This window comes from Microbacterium sp. GXF0217 (assembly GCF_054798195.1).
The window spans coordinates 206,807-225,071 of the sequence record NZ_JBSJZG010000006.1 but is presented as its reverse complement, the minus strand read 5'-3'; the positions used below and the strand labels follow the sequence as shown (position 1 = coordinate 225,071).

The window sequence follows — 18,265 nt, the reverse complement described above, 5'->3', positions numbered from 1 at the left end:
GAGCGTGGGGCTCCTCGGGCCCATCGACGTGCGGCGCTCAGGAAGACGGTTCGGGCGTCGGCGTCGCCGGGTGCAGCGTGTCCTGGATCACCTGGCGGATGTACTCGTAGTCCGGGTCCCGATCGTCAATCCCGTTCTCGGGCGTGAGTTCGATCGTGGTGACCGGGAGCTCCTTCGCCTTGGTGACCAGATCAAAGAACTCCGGCAACTTGTCCTGCGGAAGATCCGTCTCGACGAGCGCGGTTCCGGCTGCGGCGATCTCGTTGAACCGCGTGAGCACGGTCTGCGGCGTGAACTGGGCGAGGATCGCCTCCTGCAGCTGACGCTGCCGCTTCATGCGGTCCCAGTCGTTGGTCGTATACCGCGACCTGGCGTACCACTGCGCGGTGTCGCCGTCCATCATCTGCTCGCCCGGCTCGATCCAGCCGATCGCCCAGTCCTCGGCCGGTTCTCCGGTGTACGAAGGACCGCCGCCCTTGGGCAGGCGCTGGTCGACCGTGATCTGCACTCCGCCGAGCGCATCGACGAGGTTGGCGAAGCCGTGCATGTCGATGAACACGTAGTACGGGATCGTGATCCCGAGGATGCCCTCAGCGGCGTCCTTGGTGGCTTCGATGCCCGGTTCGGAACCCTGCGCCACGGCATTTGGATACAGCTCGGCACCGTCGTTGCAGACCTCGACCTCGGTGCGCAGCTGGTTGATCCCGCTGCCCCAGCCGCAGGTCGTGTCGTTGTGGCTCTCGTGCCCATCCGGATACTTGTCGTGCATCGGGCCTTCGGCGAAGGGGAAGCCGGGCATGTCACGCGGGATGCCGGTGATCGTCACGGCGCCGGTGTCCGCGTTGACCGAGACGACCGAGATGCTGTCGTAGCGCATCGAATCGCGGCCCTCGCCGCTGTCGGCACCGAGAAGGAGGATGTTGTAGTAGCCGTCACTGGGGGGCAGACTCGGTCCGCTCTGCGTGAAGATCGATCCCAGCGTGTCCCTGCTGGAGCCGACCACGCTCGCGGCATATGCCGTCCCGCTCCCGACGAGGCCGAGGACCACGATCATCGCGATCGGGATGCCGAATCGCGACAGCGTCGACACCTTCACCAGGCGCACGAGCCGCAGGGTGTCGATCGCGAGCACGATCCACAGTACGAGGTAGGCCACCAGCGCCGCCTGCACGAGGGTGAGGAGGATGCTGGACACCCAACCGGCGCCCACGGTGAGCCAGAGGAATGTCGGGCGCGCGAACAGTGCGAGCCCGACGGCGACGATCACGAGGAACCACGCGGTCAGGGTCGCGCCGAGAGCGAAGCGGCCGAGGCGGCGATTGCCCGCGAGGACCTGGGCCGACCCGGGCACGAGCAGGTTGAGGACGAGGAGCCACCACCCGCGCCGCGCCATGAAACCGGGATCGGTCAGGTCGGGGTTCCGCATCGGTCGCGTCTCGATGAGGGGACGAGCACCGAAACCCGCGCGCGGCGCGGCGATGGTCACAGCGAGTCCTTCAGCCGCTGGTTCTTCTCCGCCACCTGCCCCTCGAGCGTGCGGGCGTACTCCTCGATGCGGTCGGCGATCTCGGCATCCGATGATCCGATGATCCGGGCGGCCAGGATGCCGGCGTTGCGCGCCCCGCCGATCGAGACCGTCGCGACCGGGATTCCTGCGGGCATCTGCACGATCGACAGCAGCGAATCCATGCCGTCCAGGTAGGCGAGCGGGACGGGGACGCCGACCACGGGCAGCGCCGTCATCGACGCGAGCATGCCAGGCAGGTGCGCTGCTCCCCCGGCGCCCGCGATGATCACCTTGATGCCGCGGCTGCGCGCTTCACGTGCGTATTGCACGAGCTTGTCGGGCGTCCGGTGCGCCGAGACGACCTCCACCTCGTGCGCGATCCCGAAATCGGTCAGCGCCTGGGAGGCGTCGCTCATGATGCGCCAGTCGGAGTCGGAACCCATCACGACACCGACAAGGGGCATGGCAGCGGAATGCAGCGGCTCAGTCACTCACCCAGGGTACGGGCTGACGCCTCACGATCCGCTGAACGGCGCGGCCTCCCGCGGGACTCGCGTTGCGACAGGCTCAGCGGAAGTGGTCGGCCGCTGCCCTCGCCACGAAGACGACGTCGTCCAGGTCGTCCCCGGTCGCGTTGACGTGCCCCACCTTGCGGCCTGGACGCGGCGCCTTGCCGTAGGTGTGGATCTTGGCCGACGGCTGGTCCGTCATGGCGTCGGCGAACCGGGAATCGAGCGTCCCATCGGTCGGCCCGCCCAGAATGTTGATCATGACCGACCAGGGTGCCCGGGGCGTCGTCTCGCCGAGCGGCAGATCGGCGACCGCCCGCAGGTGCTGCTCGAACTGCGAGGTCACAGACCCGTCCTGGCTCCAGTGACCGCTGTTGTGCGGCCGCATGGCGAGCTCGTTGACGAGGATGCGCTCGTCGTCCGTCTCGAACAGCTCGACAGCGAGCATGCCGGTCACACCGAGGCCCTCGGCGATGCTGCGCCCGATGCCTTCGGCGACCTCGACCAGACGCGGTGTCGTTCCCGGTGCCGGTGCGAAGACCTCGGCGCATACGCCGTCGCGCTGCACGGTCTCCACGACCGGATACGCGACGATCTCTCCGCTCGGCCGGCGCGCGACCTGCTGCGCGAGTTCGCGGACGAATGACACCAGCTCCTCCGCGAGCAGGGCACCGCCCTTGAGGCCGTCGAACCAGTCGGCGGCGTGCGCGGCATCCGACACCACGCGCACACCCTTGCCGTCGTAGCCGCCGCGGGGCGTCTTCACGACCGCTCGCCCGCCGTGATCGTCGAGGAACGCCTGCAGCTCGGCAGGCGTCGACACCGCGGCCCAGTCCGGCTGCGGGATGCCGAGTTCGGCGAGACGCGCCCGCATGTCGAGCTTGTCCTGCGCGTACCGCAGGGCGTCGGGGCCGGGATGCACGGCCGCTCCGTCACCGACGAGGGCGCGCAGCACCTCCTGCGGGACGTGCTCGTGGTCGAAGGTGACGACATCGACGTCCTGCACGAACGCGCGGACCGTCTCGAGATCGCGGTAGTCGCCGACCGCCGTGGCGGCCAGCTGAGCCGACATCCCCTCGGTCTCCGCCAGCACCCGCAGCTCGAGCCCCAGCTCGACCGCGGGGGCGATCATCATCCGGGCCAGCTGGCCTCCGCCGATCACACCCACACGCAACGCCATTCGCGTCTCCATTCGTCTCGATCATTCTCCCGCATCCGGACACCGGTGCGGGATTCGGTCAGGACGTCGGCCCGGTGTCGGACGCGGACTGCGCGTTTCGGTGCGCCAGGATCTGGTTGACCTCGATCTGATCCACGAGCGTCTCGTGCACGAGGGTGACGGTCGGCACGTTGACGAGTCGAAGGGGCGCGTCCACGCCGTTGGACAGCGTGATCGTTCCCGCTCCCCACAAGCGCTGCAGGATGCCGCGGCGCACGCTGATCGTGTAGCCGCGCACATGGGTCATCTCACGGCGGTGGCGGGCGCCCAGCCCGGACTTCACGATGACGCGCCGCGTGGTGATCAGGTACGTCCGGGAGACCCAGGTCAGAAAAGGGATCACGACGCCGAGGAGCAGCAGCGCTCCTGCGGCCGACAGCAGCATCCAGTTCTCGAAGCCGTCAGGCAGGTTGTCGTAGAAGTAGGCTGTGGCGCCGAACACGGCGATCAGCAGCAGGGACGACCAGAACAGCCGCCGCGCCTGGCTGCGGAAACGGGCGATGAGCAGCTCTTCGCTGGGCGCACCCGGTGGTGGCATCATCGGCCGACCGCCAAGCGTCACAGGCTGCGTCATGCCTCCATTGTGACCGAGGCCGGCGACATCACCCGACTCTGCGCGGCGTGTCAGCGCCAGCAGCCCCCTCAGGACAGCATCGCGTGCACCACGTCGCCCGCGGCGACGGAGCGCCGCACCCCGCCGGCGTCGACGATGAGCCGCCCGTCGGATGCGAGACCGATGGCGGTGCCGTTCAGCGCGGCGCCGTCCGGCAGCGACACCTCCACAGGGCGTCCGAGGCTCAGGCAGCGCGCCTCCACGGCGACGCGGAGCCCCGCGGCGTCGGCGTCCGCCGCCACGACGAGACCGGAGAGCGCCCGATCGAGCGCGTGGACGAAGTCCGCCGCGAGTCGGTCGATGTCGGCGGTCGCACCGAGCGCCGCGAACGACGTCGCCGTCGGCACGGGCAGCTGCTCCTCGGTCATCGCCGTGTTCACTCCTGCGCCGACGATCACGGTGCCGTCCAGGCCCTCGGCGAGGATGCCGCAGATCTTGCGCCCGTCGACCAGCACATCGTTCGGCCACTTCACCCCGACCTCGTGATCGGGGAGCTGTGCGGCCACGGCATCCGCCATCGCCATGCCGGCGGCGAGCGGGATCCACCCGTACGATTCGGCGTCGGGCAGATCGCGCAGGAGGACCGAGATCGCCAGAGCCGTGCCGGCCGGCGTCGTCCAGGTGCGATCGAGCCGACCGCGTCCGGCCGTCTGGTGCATTGTCAGCAGGACGCTCAGGTGCGGGGCGCCAGCCGCTCGCTCGCGCAGCTGCGCGTTCGTGGACGGCGACTGCTCGACGACGTCGAGTCGCGCGGCGACCTCTGCGGTGCGGGAGAAGTCCACGGGTCAGTCCTCGCCGTCCTTGGCCTCTTCGTCGTCGTCGTCCTCTTCCTCCGGCGTCGCACCGATCTCAGCGGCGCGCCATTCGTCCCACTGCCCCATCAGACGCTCGATTCCGGCATGGAACTTCGCGGTCGCGACTCCCGGCGTCGTGTCGCCGAAGTAATGCTGCACCCACATGCGCAGCTTCGCGATGGCGTCGTCATCGGCGCGGACGCGCTCGACCTCGGCCACGATGTCGTAGGAGCCGTCGACCGTGAGCCACTCGCAGTCCGACAGGTAGCCCTTGGTGTCGATCGAGGCGCGCTCGTCGGCCGGCCGCGTGATGAGCAGCGGCTTCCCCGCTGCGAGCCGGTCGTAGACCATCGCCGAGATATCGACGATCGCGACATCGGCGGAGACGAGCTGCCAGCCGAGCTCCGGTCCGTTGTCGTAGAAGTGATGAGCCTTCGCATCCGCAGCATTCGCGGCTTCGATCGCGGACAGGATCCGCCGGTGCGCCGCCCCGTACTCGTCGTCGACCACGCCGCTGCGCGGGTGCGGACGATAGATGACGCGGTGCGATCCGGTGGCGAGCAGCTTCTTCACGAGCATCTCGCCGTGCGTTGCGATCGACCCGTAGTGCGCGCTCGGGCGGTCGCCCTCCCAGGTCGGCGCGTACAGCACGACGGTTCGCTCGTCCGGCGTGTACGGCAGAGTGCCGGAGTAATGATCGGCCTGCGGGCGACCGATCTCGATCGTGCGCCGGTCGATGTCGTAGTCCCACAGCGTCCGCGAGAGACGATCCCGAGCAGCCTGCCCTGCCACCATCGCGTAGTCGTACGCCTTGTACTGGTTGGTCGTCATGTACATCTTGTCGGACTCGCCGTGGTTGATGAACACGTGCCAGCGCCGCCCGTACCGGAACATCTGGAAGTTGCGGGTGTTCTGGTTCACATACAGCACGACGCGGATGTCCTGCCGGGCGATGAACTTCTCGAGATCGCGCACCTTCGGCACGAAGGCCACCGGCGGGGAGTCCTCGTCGAGCAGCTTCTCCGCACCGGTCGCGCTGCGCGAGAGCACGACGACCGGCCACAGCTTCGACAGCTCGGCGAGCGGCCGGTACCACTGACGCATCTGGTACATGTTCACGGCGCCGTCGGCGAAGTACACGGCGACCTTGTAGTGATCGCTCTCGTGCGGCGGCATCGTGGCCAGACGCCGACGGACGCGCTGCACCGCGGTCCGCGAAGCCAGTGCGCGCCGGAGCAGCCGGTACGCCTTCTTTCCATCGGACACAAGACTCACCTGTCCAGAGTACCCAGGCACCCCACCCCGCCTCGTGACATGATCGGGTGGTGCTCGACAACGAAACGACAACACCTGCCCCCGGTGTCACGTTCGTCATGCCCGTGCTGAACGAGCGGGCCTATCTCCAGCACGCGGTCGAGTCCGTCCTCTCGCAGCAGGCACCGGGCGATTCCGAGCTCATTCTCGCCCTCGGGCCCTCCACAGACGGGACCACCGAACTCGCTCGAGAGCTCGCGGCCGGTGACGACCGCATCCGCCTCGTCGACAACCCGGCGGCCGACATCCCGGTGGGCCTCAACACGGCGATCCGAGCGGGTCGCTACGACACGATCGTCCGCGTCGATGCGCACTCCGAGCTCTCCCCCGGCTACGCGGCCAAAGCCATCGAGACCCTGAAGCGGACAGGGGCCGCGAACGTCGGCGGCGTCATGCACGCGGAGGGACGCACGCCGTTCCAGAAGGCGGCGGCCTGGGCCTACAACTCCCCGATCGGCCTCGGCGGCGGCGCCTACCACGGCGGCGCCCGCGAGGGCGAAGCCGAATCCGCGTACCTCGGCGTCATGCGCCGCAGCGTCCTGGATGAGGTCGGGCTGTTCGACGAGAGCATCCGCCGCGGCGAGGACTGGGAGCTGAATCTGCGCATCCGCCAGGCCGGGCACCGCGTCTGGTTCGACCCCGCACTCTCGGTGACCTACTGGCCGCGGGAGAGCTGGCTGCGCCTCGCCAGGCAGTTCCGCGCCACCGGTGCGTGGCGCGGCGAGCTGGTGCGCCGTTACGGCCGCAGCAACGGTCTGCGGTTCTTCGCGCCCCCTGCGCTGCTGGCGAACGTGGTCGTCGCGCTGCTCATCGCCGTGCTGCAGCTGACCGGAGTGCTCTCCGGCATCCCGTCGCTGATCGCGTTCCTGGTGTACCTGCCGCTGGGCGCCTACGCGGTCCTGGTGATCGTCATGGCTCTGACTCAGGGGCACGGCTTCCGCGAACGGCTCTGGATCATGGCGGTGCTGCCCACCATGCATCTCTCCTGGGGGTGGGGCTTCCTCGGCGGCGTGCTGCGCGGTGCGCGCGACACGGTCGACGCCTCGCGGCTGGGCTCGCGCAACACGCCCCTGCCGTAGCGGTTCTCAGACCTCGACGTAGCCCAGGTCGAGGATCCGCGAAACGACGCTCTCCGCGGCGTGACCGTCGTCTCGCGCGTTGAACTGGCGGCGCCACGCGTCGTAGCGCTCCGCGTACGTCGCCGCGCGCGACGGGTCGGCCAACGAGGCGACGAGCTCCTCCTGGGTGTGCAGCAGCGGCCCGGGGGCTCGCGTCGCGAGGTCGAAGTAGAACCCGCGCAGACGCCCTCGGTAGTGCTCGAGATCGGGCACCAGGAAGTGCATCGGCTTGCCGGTGACGCTGAAGTCGAACATCACCGAGGAGTAGTCGGTGATCAGCTCATCGGCGATCAGCAGCAGTTCGGCCGTCTGCGGATAGCCCGTGACGTCGATCACGCGCGCACCGTCCTGATCTCGGCCCGGCTTCAGCGTGCGGGAATGCCCGCGCACCAGCACGACGGCATCCGCGTCGTGCGCCAGGCGCTCGGGGTCGATGAAGTCCACGATCTCGGTGCGGTCGTCGCGCCAGGTCGGCGCGTAGAGCAGCACGCGTTCCCCGTCGCGGATGCCGAGGGCTCGGCGCACCGCGGCCGGATCGCCGTTCACGAGCACGTCGTTGCGGGGGTATCCGTCGACCCAGATGGGCTTGCGGAAGAACGCGTACGCCTTCGCGAGGATGCGTTCCGAGTAGCGGTTCTGCGCGAGGAGGACATCCCATCGGCGGGACTCCTTGACCACCGCTGCCATGCGGCGCGGTGCGAACCCCGGCCGATGCAGCGCCAGGCGCTTGAGCGGCGTGCCGTGCCACGTCTGGAGGACGCGCTGCCCGTTCTTTCGGACGTACCGCCGCCGCAGCCAGTCGTTCACGACGAGCAGGCGCGCGCACGCGCGCGCTCGCCACCACTCCGGGCTGCCCTCGACGACCGCGATCGCGCCCTCAGGCACCGCGACCGACAGATCGGCGACGCTCCAGTACCGCAGGACCTCCGGCGCGCGGCGCGCGAGTTCGCGGTCGATCGCGCGGGGGTTGCAGCCGGCGCTCTGGCCGTAGAAGCTCTCGAAGAAGACCGCGTTCTCGGTGCCGCCCGGCTGCGCCACATAGCGCTCCTCGAGCGTGCGCTGCCCCTCGGGCGAACGATGCACGGCATCCAGCGGCGGGTCGATCGTCACCGATGAGCCCTCCACCGCGATGCCGAGGCCGGCGCGCACACTGCGCTCGACGGAGGCGCTCGCGAGGTCCGCGCCGTCGATGCGCAGGACGTACTCCCCGGATGGGAGCGGCAGCTCCGCACCGCCGAAGCGGGAGGTGCGCAGCGGGAACACGGCCTTCCACGTCTTGCCTGCCCCGGTCAGGCGAGCGCTGACGCGGGCGCGAGCGCCCTCGAGCACAGCGGAGGCGGGACGTGCGCCGTCGCCTGCGATGACGAGCGCGCCGCGCGCCTCATCGATCTCGGCGGTGGTCATGAGTGCTCTCCCTCTCTGGCGGCTCGCCGGGGTGCTCCGGCGCCTCTGGCGCGGATCGCCCGGTAGACCCGGTCGGTGTTATGTCCGTCGCGGTATGCGTGCATACGGGCACTGAGCCCGGCGGACGCCGCAGCGCGAGCGGCGAGGACGGTCTCGTCGTCGAGCATCGCATCCAGCTGCGCGATCACGCCGTCCCAATCGGCCGCCTCATCGCCTCCGGTCACCTCATCCAGGCGTCCGTAGAAGCCGCGGGTGCGGGCGTAGTCGTCGGCATCCGGAGTCAGATGCACGACCGGCATCGCGAGGAGTCCGACGTCGTAGGCGAGCGAGGAGTAGTCCGTGACGAGCACGTCGATCGCCGGCAGCGCGCCGGTCACGTCCGCGAGGACGGCGGATCCGAGCATCCGAACCCGTCCGGTCGGCAGCGGCGGCGCGTACGCCCCCTCGCCCAGCGGATGCGAGCGCACGAGAAGAACCGCGTCGTGGCGCTCGAGAAGGGTGATGATGCGCACCCACTCGGCGGCGGTGGGGACGGCCGGATCCGCCGCACCGTCCCGCCACGTCGGCGCGTACAGGATGCTTCTCGCGCGGTCGGGGATCGCGACTCCGGCGGAGGCGAGCAGGTCGGATGCTCTGGCGCGGCGCTCGGCGCCCGTGCCGGCCGAGAGCACGTCGACGCGCGGTTCGCCCGTGACCACCACACGGTCGTCGCCGAGCGCGAACGCCGATTCCAGGCGCCCGCGTGCGCGATCGGATGCGGCAGGCAGCACGTCGATACGCTGAGCGGACGATCGGTAGAGGCGACCGATGAGTGCACGCAGCGGCGCGGCGCCAGGGATCCGCGGCACCTGGGTCGTGGCCGGCGAGTCGAGTCCGATCCGCTTCAACGGGATGCCGTGCCACAACTGGACCGTGAACGCTCCCCCGCCGCCATAGCGGTTGACATCGCCGAATCCGTGCGTCACCACGAGGACGCCGGCTCTGACCGTCGCCCACCAGCCGGCGAGACTCTGCTTGCGGATCGTCCGGATGCCGAGCGCTGCCGCGTCCCGGTCCTCGCGCTCGGACGCGGTGAGCCAGACGGCGTCGTGTCCGGCATCCGTCGCCACCCGCCAGAGCGCGAGCGCCCCGTCGCCGATGCCGGCACCGCAGCCGAACACCCAGCGCGATCCGCGCGGAACGAGCGCGGCGCCGATGCGCCCCGCGGCATACAGCGGAATGCGCAGGAGCTTCGCCGCATTGCCGGTGCCGAAAGAGAAGGACGCCACCCCGCGAGCCTATCGCGCGGGGTGGCGTCCTTCGTGTGCGCGGGGACGACGCCCGCTGAGTGCGTCAGAGCGAGAGCTCGCCCAGCTCGACCTCGATCTCGTACGTCTTCCCGCCGCGGACGTAGGTCATCTCGGCGGTGCTGCCGGCGGCGGCCGCGCGGACCTGAGCGGTGAGGTCGCTGGCACCCGTGATCGGCGCGCCGTTGAACTCGGTGACGACGTCGCCCTTCTTCAGGCCGGCGGCCTCGGCCGCGCCGCCGTCGGTGACGTCGGCGATGTAGGCCCCGGCGATGTCGGCATCCGCCGAGTTCGCCGCGTCGCTCACCGAAGCGCCCAGCAGACCGTGCGTGGCCTCGCCGTTCTCGATGAGCTCGCTGGAGATGCGCTCGGCGACGTTCGACGGGATCGCGAAGCCCACGCCGATGGAGCCGGACTCCTCGGAGCTGGATGCCGTGGCGATCGCCACGTTGATGCCGATGAGCTTGCCCTCGCCGTCGACCAGTGCGCCGCCGGAGTTGCCGGGGTTGATCGCCGCGTCGGTCTGGATGACCGCGATCGAGATCGATTCGCTGGCGGCGGCCTGCTGCTGCTCGAGGCCGGGGATGTCGAACTGGAAGGGACCGCCCTCCTCGCCCTCGCTCTCGCCGTTCGGGCGGTCCTGGTCTGCGCTGTCGGGCAGCGCAGAGGATGCGATCTCGATGCTCCGGTTCAGCGACGAGATGATGCCGGTCGTGACCGAGTTGGCCAGGCCCAGCGGCGCGCCGACAGCGACCGCGGTCGCTCCGACGTTCAGCTCGGACGAATCGGCGAACTCGATCGGGGTCAGTCCCTCGGCATCCGTGAGCTTGATCACGGCGAGGTCGTAGATCGGGTCCGTGCCGACGACCGTGGCCGCGTAGATGTGGCCGTCGGAGGTGGTGACGCGGATCGTCGGGTCGGCGGCCGCGCCGCCGAGCGTCACGACGTGCGTGTTCGTCAGCACGTAGCCGTCGTCGCTGAGGATCACGCCGGATCCGCTGCCGGCGGCGTCAGAACCCTGCACGGCGATCGTGACGACCGAGGGCAGAGCCTTGGTCGCGACCGCAGTGGCCTCGGTGACGTCGTCCGGGTTGTTCACGGTGACGGTGCCGGGGCCTTCGGCCGAGCTGCTCACCGGCTGCTGCCACATGGTCGAGCCGAGGTAGCTGGTGCCGAGGCCCGCGGCGCCGCCGACGAGAGCCGCCGCGACGATGATGGCCGCGACCTTGCCTGCGCCGAAGGGCTTGCGCTCCTTGGTGGCGATCGGGGTCACGGGCGCTGTGCCGTCGAGCGGGACGGTGGGCTGGTCCGGAGTCTGGTGGGCTCCGGGCTGCGCGGTCTGGGCCGCGCCGGGGCCGAAGGCGGCACCGTGCGCGACCGGCGGGACGAATCCGCCGACCTGCGGCTGGGCCGTGGCGTGTGCCGCCGGTGCGGGCCGCTGGGTCGTCGATGCCGGCGAAGCGAAGGTCTGCGGAACCTCGTGCCCGGCCGGAACCGCGGGCGTCGTCGCAGCCGCGCTGTTCGCCGCCGCGTTGTTCGCATCCTCCGGCGTGGAACCGGTGGTGGGGGCGTTCTGATCGGTCATGGTCTCTGCTCCTTCAACAAGGTTCCTTCAGACTGCCCGCCGAGTCTGTGTGTTCCTTATGCCTCAGATGAGTGTCGCTTATGGCCTTAGCCTGTTCTCCATGAGAGTCATCCCCGGCGCGTGGCGCCGCACCGCCGCCGGAGCGGGGCTGCTTTCGCCTGCCGGCGACGTCGCCCCCACAATCTTCGCAGAGATGTCCGCCGCGGCGGTGAGAACCGGTGCGATCAACCTGGGTCAGGGCTTCCCCGACGAAGACGGTCCGTCCGAAGTGCTCGAGGCGGCGCGGCAGGCGATCGCCGACGGCGCCAATCAGTACCCGCCCGGCCGCGGCATCCCGGATCTCCTGACGGCGATCAGCGAGCACCAGCACCGGTTCTACGGCCTGGACGTCGATCCGCAGAGCGAGGTGATCGTCACGGCGGGCGCGACCGAGGCGCTCACGGCGACTCTGCTCGCGCTGATCGATTCGCCGGACGACGAAGTGGTGGTCTTCGAGCCGTTCTACGACTCCTACGCCGCAGCCGTCGCGCTGGCCGGCGGGCGCCTGCGCACCGTCCCGCTGCGCGGCGCGGAATTCCAGCCCGATCTCGACGCGCTCACGGATGCCGTGACAGACCGGACGCGCATCATTCTCGTCAACGATCCGCACAATCCGACCGGTGCGGTGTTCTCGCGCGAGGTGCAGGCCGAGATCGTCCGCCTCGCTCACGCGCACGACGCGATCATCGTGACCGACGAGGTGTACGAGCACCTCGTGTTCGACGACGTGCATCGTCCGATCGCGACGCTGCCCGGGGCTGCGGAGCGGACGCTCACGATCTCGTCAGCGGGGAAGACGTTCTCGGCCACCGGCTGGAAGATCGGCTGGGTGCACGGACCTGCCGATCTCATCACCGCAGTCCTCACGGTGAAGCAGTTCCTCACCTACGTGAACGGCGCGCCGTTCCAGCCGGCCGTCGCCGTCGGTCTGCGACTGCCGGATGAGTTCTTCGCGGAGGCCGCGCGCGTCATGCAGCACAAGCACGCGCTGCTCGCCACCGGGCTGGAGGGTGCCGGGTTCCGAGTGATTCGGCCGCGGGGCGGGTACTTCACGGTCGCGGACGCGACGGCGCTCGGCGGTGAGGACAGCGCGGCGTTCTGCCGCGTGCTCCCGGAACGCGCCGGTGTCGTGGCGATTCCGCTCAGTGCATTCGTCAGTCCTGAGCACGCGGACGACTACGCCGGTCTCGTGCGGTTCGCGGCGTGCAAGCGTGTCGAGGTCCTCGAAGAGGGCATTCGCCGCCTGTCCGCCGCGTTCTGATCGACCGCTGTCGGCGGGTCAGCGCGGGACGACCGAGTATCGCCGCAGCCGGAGGACCGGATTGACGGCGCGGACGCGCTCGAGCTCGGACTGCTCCAGTGCAGCGAGCGCGATCCCCTCGCCGCTGGCGAGCCCCGCCAGCACGACGCCCTGCGGATCGATGATCTGCGAACGTCCGACGCCGATCGGCGCCGGGTGGTCAGCCGCGACCACGAAAGCGGTGCTCTCTATCGCGCGCGCGGCGAGCAGCGTCGTCCAGTGGTGCTCCTTGAGCGGACCGCGCACCCACTCCGCCGGTACGACCAGGACGTCGACCCCGGCATCCACGAGCGTGCGGGTCACCTCGGGGAACCGCAGGTCGTAACAGGTCATCATCCCGAAGCGCAGGCCGTCGACGTCGAAGGTCTCGACCGCGCCGAGCGCCCCGGGAACGATCCAATCCGACTCGGTCTGCCCGAACGCGTCGTACAGGTGCTGCTTGCGATAGGTCGCGCGCAGACCGTCGCGGTCCACGGCGACGAGAGTGTTGCTGACCCGCTCCCCCGCGGCTTCCACCATCCCCGCGACGATCGTCACGCCGTGTGCGGATGCCACGGCCTGCAGCGCCCGCACGAACTCGCCGTCGAGGGGCTCGGCGTTCTCGGCGAGGCTGGCGTCCATGGGATCCACGAAGTAGGCGGCGTACTCGGGGAACACCACGACCGTCGCGCCTCGTGCTGCGGCATCCGCGGTCAGTTCCGCGATGCGGGCACGATTGCGGATCCGGTCGGCGGTCGGAGCGAACTGGCACGCGGCGACGACGACAGGGGACATACCTCCATCCTGGCCCATGGTCGGCGCGATGTGACGAACGCTCTGATCCGTGCTAGAGTAAATTCTTGTGCCGCGGGGTGGAGCAGTTCGGTAGCTCGCCGGGCTCATAACCCGGAGGTCGCAGGTTCAAATCCTGTCCCCGCAACAAATAAAGGCTCCTGATCAGGTGAAAACCTGATCAGGAGCCTTTTGCTTTCCCCTCGCCTCCGCGATCGTGCCCGGCGCGAACCGACACGCCCGTCTCCTCTCCGCATTCGTCAGCCGAGCTCGCGGCGGATAGACTCACAACCGTGACGCGGGGTGGAGCAGTTCGGTAGCTCGCCGGGCTCATAACCCGGAGGTCGCAGGTTCAAATCCTGTCCCCGCAACAAAAACGACGAAATCCCGGCCCGCCAGGGCCGGGATTTCGTCGTTTTGCGTTGCGGAGATGTGGTGCGAGCAACTCGGTCCCGCGGCGCCCGAGGCTCCGCGCGACGCGCCAGCGGCGCGTGGAGTGGCGCCGTGGCCAAATCCTGGTGACCTTTCAGGCAGCCGGCGGAGCCGGTTGCCCTCCCAACGCCTCGCGCGAAGCGCGGGCCCCCACGTCCTCTCTCCCTCATCGCTTCGCGCAAAGCGCGGGCCACCACACCCCCTACTCCCCTCCACACGCAGAAGAGGACGCCCCCCTGAAGGGACGTCCTCTTCTCAGCACCACCACCCGGGCTACTCGCCCCCGGTCTCCTGCGCCTCGAGCTCGAGCAGCGTGTTGACAGCCGCCGTGAGCCGGTCATCGGCCTCGGCGAATGCGGTCAGGTCGCCGGCCTTGAGCGCGGCATCTCGATCGAGCATGGCCTGCTGCGCGTCGGCGAGCGCGGTCGCCCATGCATCGGCATCCGTCCCCGTGCCGGGGGTCTCACCGGTGTCGGGGTCCGTCGGTTCGGTGGGTTCACCGGTGTCAGGATCGACGGGGTCGACGTTGTCGTCTCCGCCGTCGGCACCGGCGTCGCCACCGAACAGGGCGTCGAGCGCGTCGGTGAGGGTGTCCTCGAAGGCGACCTCGTCACCGAACGAGACGAGCACCTTGCGCAGCAGCGGCAGCTGCGTGCCGCTCGAGGACTGCACGTAGACCGGCTGGACGTAGAGGAATCCGCCACCGACGGGGAGGGTGAGCAGGTTGCCGTACTTGACCTCGGATTCACCCTGCTGGAGCAGGTTGAGCTCGCGCACCACATCGGCATCCGAGTTGAACGTGTTCTGCACCTGGCCCGGTCCTGGCACCGTGGTGTCGGTGTCGATCTCCAGCATTCGGAGCTTGCCATAGCCGGCGCTCTTCTCACCCGCGGTGTCGCCGGCATCCGAGTCGACCGCCAGGTAGCCCATGAGGACGTTGCGTTCGGCTGTGCCCTGAGACGACGGGATGAACGTCGAGAACATCGAGAACGCGGCCTCGTCCTGCCCTGGCATCTTCATGGTCAGGTAGTACGGCGGCTGCAGTTCGCTGGAGTTGCGCGGGTCGTTCGGCGTCTGCCAGCGGTTGTCCTGCTGGGCGAACGAGCGCGCGTCGTCGACGTGGTAGACGCCGAGGATGTTGCGCTGCACCTTGAACAGGTCGGTCGGGTAGCGCACGTGGCTCATCAGCTCGCCGGACATCTCGCTGATCGGCTCGACCGTCGACGGGTAGATGTTCTGCCACGTCTGCAGGATCGGGTCCTCGTCGTCCCAGGCGTACAGGGTGACGGAGCCGTCGTATGCGTCGACGGTCGCCTTGACCGAGTTGCGGATGTAGTTGATGTCGTCGAACGCCAGGCTGGGTGCCGGGTTGTTCGAGTCGGCGATCGCCTCGGACAGGCTGACGCCGGTCGAGTACGGGTAGCTCGCGCTCGTGGTGTAGCCGTCGACGATCCAGACGATGCGTCCGTCCACGACGCTCGGGTACGGGTCGGAGTCGATCGTCAGGTATGGCGCCACCTTCTGCACGCGCAGCGCAGGGTCGCGGTCGTAGAGGATCTGCGACTCCGAGTTGACCAGGTCGGAGAACAGGATCTCCGCCTCCTGGAACTTCAGGGCGTAGAGCAGCTTGTTGAACGTGTTGCCGACGCGCGGACCGCCGTCGCCGGAGAACGTCGTCTTGGTCTCGTTCGCCCCGTCCTCACCACGCGGGTAGTCGATCTCGACGGGCTCCGTGCTCTCCGGCGCACCGACGATGGAGTACTGCGGCGACGCCTCGCCGAAGTAGACGCGCGGCTCGAAGTTCTCGCGGTCGGTGAGGAATCCGGAAGACGGGATGCCGCTCTCCAGGAACACCGGCTCGCCATCCGCGGTGCGTTGGTTGCCTGCAGCGGCGACCAGGCCGTAGCCGTGCGTGTACACCGCGGTGCGGTTGTTCCAGTTGTTGCCGTCGCCGAGCTGGTTCATGTTCAGCTCGCGAACGGCCGTGACCGTGTCCTGCGATTTGCCGTCGATCTCGTAGCGGTCGACGTCGAGCGTGTCGGTGAACTGGTAGTAGCCGCGGTACTGCTGCAGCTGCTGCACGGTCGGGCTGATGATGCCTGGGTCGACGATGCGGATGGATGCCGTGGTCTCGGCGTCCTCGCGCAGCTGACCGGCCTCGACGTCGAGGGCCGCCTCGAACGCCGTCGTCTCGAGGTCTGCGATGTCGTACGCGGACTTCGTGCCGTCGATGTTGCGCTGGTAGTACTCCGCCTGAAGGCTGTTCTGATTCGGGCGCACCTGGAAGGTGTCGACGACCCAGGGGTAGCCGACGCCGACGACGAGCGAGGCGACGATCAGCAGCGCGGTCGCGACGAGGGGGTAGCGCCAGCGGCCGATGATCGCGGTGACGAAGAACAGCAGGGCGACGATCGCGGCGAGGATCGCGAGGATCGCGAGACCGGGAATGGTCGCGTGCACACTCGTGTACGCCGCACCCGTGATGCGGTCCTCTTCGGAGATCAGGGTCTTGTACTGGTCGAGCCAGAGGCTGACGGCCTGCACGAGCAGGTAGAGACCGGCGATGACGGCCAGTTGGATGCGGGCCGGCTTCGAGATGCGCAGTTCGCGCTGGCCGATCTGGACGGAGCCGTACAGGTACGACACGAGGGCGGTCACGAGCAGGCACAGCAGGAGCACAGCCGACACGAACGCGAGCAGGATCGTGTAGAACGGCATAGCGAACAGGTAGAAGCCGGTGTCCAGGCCGAACTGCTGGTCGACGGTGTCGGTGGCGACCCCGTTGATCCAGAGCATCACGGTCTGCCAGTTGCCTGCGGCGGCGAAACCGGCGAAGAGTCCGAAGAAGATCGGCATGCCCCACATCGCGAGCCGGCGCAGGGGCTCGATGACCTCCTGGTAGCGGTCCAGCTGCGAGCTCAGCCGCACGTAGACCGGGCGGAGGCGGTAGGCGAGCTGGATCGTCACGAACAGGGGAACCGCCATCCCGACGAATCCGAGGACGAACATGATGGCTGCAGCGAGCCACTGCGTCGTCAGCACATTCGAGAAGTTCAGCTGGTCGTACCAGAGGAACTCGGTGTAGAGCGAGGCGAAGACGAAGAAGGCCGCAACCAGCGCGGCGATGATCGCCAGCGTGATGGCGACGATACGTCGGGATGTCCGGGGCGTGGCCGGTGTCGGCGCTGAGGTCGTGGTCACCGTTCCATCCTAGGCATGATGCCTGAGCGACGGATCCGGTGTCCGCTCAGCGCGGACACCGGGTCACTGCACCGCGGCGGGCTGCGCGGTGCAGGTGGGCAGGGCGTCGAGGTCCCCGCCGTCGGCGATCGTGTCCAGGATCTCGATGGACTCGTCGAGCGTCGAGGTCGAGAACACCTGCAGACCATCCGGGACGTGTCCGGTGACCTCATCGCAGTTCGATGCCGGGGCGAGGAAGAAGTCCGCACCGGCGTTGCGCGCGCCGTACAGCTTCTGCCGGATGCCGCCGATCGGCCCGACGGTTCCTTCGGCGTCGATCGTCCCTGTGCCGGCGACGTTCTCGCCGCCGTTGAGCTCGCCCTCGGTGAGCATGTCCACGATGCCCAGCGCGAACATCATTCCGGCGCTCGGGCCGCCGACGTCGTCCAGCTGGATCGTGACGTCGATCGGGAAGTCGTACTCGGTGGTCAGCGTGATGCCGATCAGCCAGGTGTCGACGTCGTCCGCGGTGGTCTTCTGCGGCGTCAGCTCGATCTCGGATTCCTCGCCCGCGCGCTGCACGGTCAGCGAGACGGTCGCGCCGCCGGCCTCCTGGATCGCCTCGCGCAGCTGCGCGCCGGCGGTGACGGCGATGCCGTCGATCGCGACGATCACGTCGCCGGGCTGCAGCACGCCGTCGGCGGCGCCGCCCTCGACGACCTCGACCACCTCGACCTGCGCGCCGGTGTCGTAGCCGAGCTCGTTCAGCGCGGCAGCGGTCGCCTCGTGCTGCGAGTCGACCATGAGCACCGCATTGCGCTCATCGCGCTGCTCGGTCGTGACGCCCTCGGGGAACACGCTCTCGATCGGCACGACCGCCTTGGACGAGTCCGTCCAGGCGAGTGCGAGCTCGAACCAGCTGGGTGTGCGCTGCCGGTTGCCGACCACCTGGACCGTGGTCAGATCCAGCGTGCCGGCCGTATCGAACGTCTCGGCGCCTTCGATGTCGATGAGGGGAACCTCGACGCCGTCGGCATCCTCCGCGGTGCCGAGCGTGTCGTACACCGGCCCAGGACGCTGGATCACGTAAGGGGTGGGGAGGAAGGTGAGCACGATCAGGGCGACGAGGGCGACGATCAGCGCCCACACACCCAGCCCGAGCCGTCGAGACCGGGTCTGACTCACAGAAGTACC

General features: G+C 69.1%; 14 protein-coding genes and 2 tRNA genes. 4 read left to right on the top strand and 12 right to left on the bottom strand.

The annotated features are described in order from the left end of the window. Positions 1 to 37: 37 nt before the first annotated feature. From ACWAT3_RS13945 to ACWAT3_RS13920, 6 genes are all read right to left on the bottom strand, one after another. Entirely contained in the window at positions 38 to 1,486 is a 1,449-nt protein-coding gene (locus ACWAT3_RS13945; protein ID WP_460799349.1) for an LCP family protein, read from the bottom strand. Beyond that, positions 1,483 to 1,950 carry a 5-(carboxyamino)imidazole ribonucleotide mutase gene (gene purE, locus ACWAT3_RS13940; protein ID WP_460799393.1) on the bottom strand — a complete coding sequence of 156 codons (468 nt, stop codon included), beginning with the start codon at positions 1,948 to 1,950 and terminating at the stop codon, positions 1,483 to 1,485. The genes ACWAT3_RS13945 and purE overlap by 4 nt, the downstream gene beginning before the upstream one ends. 124 nt (positions 1,951 to 2,074) lie before the next feature. Further along, positions 2,075 to 3,196 (bottom strand): 5-(carboxyamino)imidazole ribonucleotide synthase, encoded by a 1,122-nt coding sequence (locus ACWAT3_RS13935; RefSeq protein WP_460799347.1) that lies wholly within the window; start codon positions 3,194 to 3,196, stop codon positions 2,075 to 2,077. A 58-nt stretch (positions 3,197 to 3,254) separates the two neighbouring features. Next, positions 3,255 to 3,809, bottom strand: coding sequence for a PH domain-containing protein (locus ACWAT3_RS13930; RefSeq protein ID WP_460799345.1), 555 nt, complete (start codon positions 3,807 to 3,809; stop codon positions 3,255 to 3,257). Positions 3,810 to 3,877: 68 nt separating this feature from the next. Then, positions 3,878 to 4,630 carry a biotin--[acetyl-CoA-carboxylase] ligase gene (locus ACWAT3_RS13925; RefSeq protein WP_460799344.1) on the bottom strand — a complete coding sequence of 251 codons (753 nt, stop codon included), beginning with the start codon at positions 4,628 to 4,630 and terminating at the stop codon, positions 3,878 to 3,880. A gap of 3 nt (positions 4,631 to 4,633) precedes the next feature. Continuing rightward, complete coding sequence (locus ACWAT3_RS13920; protein ID WP_460799342.1) at positions 4,634 to 5,917, bottom strand: CDP-glycerol glycerophosphotransferase family protein; 1,284 nt, start codon at positions 5,915 to 5,917, stop codon at positions 4,634 to 4,636. Between the two features lie 47 nt (positions 5,918 to 5,964). On the opposite strand from ACWAT3_RS13920, the gene ACWAT3_RS13915 reads away from it, so the two are divergent. After that, a complete protein-coding gene (locus tag ACWAT3_RS13915) occupies positions 5,965 to 7,035 on the top strand; it encodes a glycosyltransferase family 2 protein (protein ID WP_460799340.1) in 1,071 nt (356 codons plus the stop codon). Between the two features lie 6 nt (positions 7,036 to 7,041). Here the strand turns inward: ACWAT3_RS13915 and ACWAT3_RS13910 are convergent, their stop codons facing one another. From ACWAT3_RS13910 to ACWAT3_RS13900, 3 genes are all read right to left on the bottom strand, one after another. Further along, on the bottom strand, positions 7,042 to 8,478 hold the full coding sequence (locus tag ACWAT3_RS13910; RefSeq protein WP_460799339.1) for a CDP-glycerol glycerophosphotransferase family protein: 1,437 nt from the start codon (positions 8,476 to 8,478) through the stop codon (positions 7,042 to 7,044). After that, a complete protein-coding gene (locus ACWAT3_RS13905; protein ID WP_460799337.1) occupies positions 8,475 to 9,746 on the bottom strand; it encodes a CDP-glycerol glycerophosphotransferase family protein in 1,272 nt (423 codons plus the stop codon). The genes ACWAT3_RS13910 and ACWAT3_RS13905 overlap by 4 nt, the downstream gene beginning before the upstream one ends. Before the next feature lie 64 nt (positions 9,747 to 9,810). Then, positions 9,811 to 11,349, bottom strand: coding sequence for a S1C family serine protease (locus ACWAT3_RS13900; protein WP_460799336.1), 1,539 nt, complete (start codon positions 11,347 to 11,349; stop codon positions 9,811 to 9,813). A 100-nt stretch (positions 11,350 to 11,449) separates the two neighbouring features. On the opposite strand from ACWAT3_RS13900, the gene ACWAT3_RS13895 reads away from it, so the two are divergent. Beyond that, complete coding sequence (locus ACWAT3_RS13895) at positions 11,450 to 12,649, top strand: aminotransferase class I/II-fold pyridoxal phosphate-dependent enzyme (protein ID WP_460799334.1); 1,200 nt, start codon at positions 11,450 to 11,452, stop codon at positions 12,647 to 12,649. An 18-nt stretch (positions 12,650 to 12,667) separates the two neighbouring features. Here ACWAT3_RS13895 and ACWAT3_RS13890 read toward each other — a convergent pair whose 3' ends face one another. After that, positions 12,668 to 13,462 (bottom strand): carbon-nitrogen hydrolase family protein, encoded by a 795-nt coding sequence (locus tag ACWAT3_RS13890; RefSeq protein ID WP_460799333.1) that lies wholly within the window; start codon positions 13,460 to 13,462, stop codon positions 12,668 to 12,670. 71 nt (positions 13,463 to 13,533) lie between these two features. Between ACWAT3_RS13890 and ACWAT3_RS13885 the strand changes: the two genes are divergently transcribed. After that, positions 13,534 to 13,607: transfer RNA gene (locus ACWAT3_RS13885), tRNA-Met, on the top strand. 149 nt (positions 13,608 to 13,756) lie between these two features. Further along, positions 13,757 to 13,830 (top strand) — tRNA-Met (locus ACWAT3_RS13880). A 334-nt stretch (positions 13,831 to 14,164) separates the two neighbouring features. Here ACWAT3_RS13880 and ACWAT3_RS13875 read toward each other — a convergent pair. Together ACWAT3_RS13875 and ACWAT3_RS13870 are read right to left on the bottom strand one after the other, a co-directional pair. Continuing rightward, positions 14,165 to 17,092: a UPF0182 family membrane protein gene (locus ACWAT3_RS13875; protein WP_460799331.1), complete on the bottom strand. Its 2,928-nt coding sequence runs from the start codon at positions 17,090 to 17,092 to the stop codon at positions 14,165 to 14,167. Positions 17,093 to 17,155: 63 nt separating this feature from the next. Next, positions 17,156 to 18,256, bottom strand: a complete 1,101-nt coding sequence (locus ACWAT3_RS13870; protein WP_460799329.1) for a YlbL family protein — start codon at positions 18,254 to 18,256, stop codon at positions 17,156 to 17,158. Positions 18,257 to 18,265: the final 9 nt, after the last annotated feature.

Coding starts and splice junctions, on each gene's coding strand:
- purE (WP_460799393.1), bottom strand. CDS start 1,950: ATGGGTTCCGACTCCGACTGGCGCATCATGAGCGACGCCTCCCAGGCG.
- ACWAT3_RS13935 (WP_460799347.1), bottom strand. CDS start 3,196: ATGGCGTTGCGTGTGGGTGTGATCGGCGGAGGCCAGCTGGCCCGGATG.
- ACWAT3_RS13930 (WP_460799345.1), bottom strand. CDS start 3,809: ATGACGCAGCCTGTGACGCTTGGCGGTCGGCCGATGATGCCACCACCG.
- ACWAT3_RS13910 (WP_460799339.1), bottom strand. CDS start 8,478: ATGACCACCGCCGAGATCGATGAGGCGCGCGGCGCGCTCGTCATCGCA.
- ACWAT3_RS13900 (WP_460799336.1), bottom strand. CDS start 11,349: ATGACCGATCAGAACGCCCCCACCACCGGTTCCACGCCGGAGGATGCG.
- ACWAT3_RS13895 (WP_460799334.1), top strand. CDS start 11,450: ATGAGAGTCATCCCCGGCGCGTGGCGCCGCACCGCCGCCGGAGCGGGG.
- ACWAT3_RS13890 (WP_460799333.1), bottom strand. CDS start 13,462: ATGTCCCCTGTCGTCGTCGCCGCGTGCCAGTTCGCTCCGACCGCCGAC.